This is a genomic window from Enterovibrio gelatinilyticus, assembly GCF_028683095.1.
Classification (GTDB): domain Bacteria; phylum Pseudomonadota; class Gammaproteobacteria; order Enterobacterales; family Vibrionaceae; genus Enterovibrio; species Enterovibrio gelatinilyticus.
The window spans coordinates 1-2,077 of sequence record NZ_JAJUBC010000066.1 but is presented as its reverse complement, the minus strand read 5'-3'; the positions used below and the strand labels follow the sequence as shown (position 1 = coordinate 2,077).

2 protein-coding genes are annotated in these 2,077 nt (G+C 43.1%); both read left to right on the top strand.

Translation table 11 applies throughout. The annotated features are described in order from the left end of the window. Positions 1-1,189: RHS repeat-associated core domain-containing protein (locus tag LRP50_RS25130; RefSeq protein WP_274167129.1), on the top strand; the 1,189-nt coding region annotated here is incomplete at its 5' end. After that, positions 1,189-2,055: a hypothetical protein gene (locus tag LRP50_RS25125; protein WP_274167128.1), complete on the top strand. Its 867-nt coding sequence runs from the start codon at positions 1,189-1,191 to the stop codon at positions 2,053-2,055. The genes LRP50_RS25130 and LRP50_RS25125, both read left to right, overlap by 1 nt. The last annotated feature ends 22 nt before the right edge of the window (positions 2,056-2,077 follow it).

Below are 2,077 nucleotides of genomic sequence, written 5' to 3'. Positions count from 1 at the left end.
TACCACAACGGAAGAACTGCCACAGGAAGTGTTGGATGCGCAGGCGGCGGTAGAAGCGGCGCAAGCTGCTTATGACCAATCGCTTGAAGCGTTCAAGGCAGCGAAAGGTCGGGACAAGAAAGCAGCGCACGACGCACTGAAAGTCGCGCAAAGCAATCTCGAAGCTGCAGAAGCTGCGCTTTATCAAGCGATGGTAGACGCGGGCCTTGACCCAGGCGGTAACGGAAATGGCGGCGGTGGTTCAGGTGGCGGCTCAGGTGGTGGCGGTAATGGCTCCATCAACTTTGAAGCCAAACAGTTCTATTACCATGGCGATCACCTTGGTAGCTCCAGCTACATCACGGACATCGACGGTGAAGTCTACGAGCACCTTGAGTACTTCCCATTCGGTGAAACCTGGGTTCACGAGAAGAGCAATACTCAGCTGACGCCATATTACTTCACGGGTAAAGAGCTGGATGAGACGACAGGGCTGTACTACTTCGGTGCGCGTTACTATGACCCGCGGACGAGTGTGTGGCAGAGCCCGGATCCGATACTTGGGGAGTATATACCAAAGCCAAATTTCGATTTTGAAAACAGCCTATCTTTACCTGGTGAAGGGGGCATATTTAATGCGGCTAATTTGGGCCTATACAGTTATGGCCACAATAATCCGATTAAGAAATTAGATACTGATGGCAATGAAGCCACAACTGTTGGTGCCAGACTAGCTTTAGCTGGGGCATTTGCTGCTGCTGATGGTCCTGTACCAGTTGGGGATGTTATCGCAGCAGGTATCTTGATAAGTATTTTGTTTATTCCCAACGATACGCAAGTTGCCCCAGTTCAGCGTGCAGTCCCAATATCTACGACCGATGCTACGACTATCACTGATGTGCAAAGGAGAGACAGTACGACTGGTTCCTACACGATAGAGTTCGCAAGTGGCAGTCGATATCATGGAAAGGGACCAGTAAGAAGAATGCTTGAATCGGGGGCTTATAGAGCCACAGCAAATGGTACGGTTCCAATTGCGTTTGATTGGACACCTGCTGATAGTGACAGGGAGGCTTTTAAAGATGAGTACAGAAGAATGCAGACTGACTCTATTCCGTTTGTGTATGATGAAGGTAAAGACAACCCCATTAACTTTAATATCAGACAAAGTCCAGGTAAGGCGTACTGTTTGGCTGATGGAGACTGCTAGTGGCAACAAATATATATATGGTTAACTCTCAAAATTCTGTGGCATTGATTTTTGCAGATGAGGCGGAAGTCGAGGCTATGATTGAGTCTCAAAATAAAAACCCGTTTTTAAAAGAAGAGCGAAGAATTGAGTACATACTTCTAGGAAATACAGTAGAAAATATTTCGATTGAATTTGATAAGGTTGATACGTTTTCAGTTTCGAAGTTAGCAAGCTGCAATGATGTTGATTTTCATTTTTTGCAGGATCTGGAACTTGATACATTATCTGTTCAAAACACCGATTTTCTACTAAACAAAACACTACCAGACTCTATCAATTCTAAGAAGCTGGTGATTGGGTGTTTAGTAGAAAGTCATTTTAATCTCGATCCTTTCTCTAATATTGAAAGCATGGAGATTTTATCGTGGTCAGATAAAACCATGTTTGAAGGTGTTTCTAACACTAAGAGTCTCACAGTGTGGGGGGTGAATACGAAGAAAAGTCCGGTTCTCTCATTTGCCCCTAGTTTTCCGAAATTAGAGTCGCTAACAATAAATAAGTCAAATGCTATTAACTTATCTGGCATTTCTTTACTTAGAGAACTAAGGTGTTTATCAGTTTCATATGCGCCTAGGTTGGCTAATATAGGAGATCTGGAAGATCTTGATAGGCTAGAAATGGTTTCATTCGAAAAGTGCGGCCGGATTTTTGATTTCACATGTTTAGCTAACCTAAATAGGCTGATGGAGATTAAAGTCTTAGATTGCAAAGAGATAAAAACAGTCGAATTTATAAAAAACCTTCCTTGTTTAAAGACTTTTACATTGCTTAAAACTAAGGTGCTAGATGACAGTGAGAATCTAATAAGTTTAATCGAAGGTTAGTTTTAAAGATAACAATAACAGG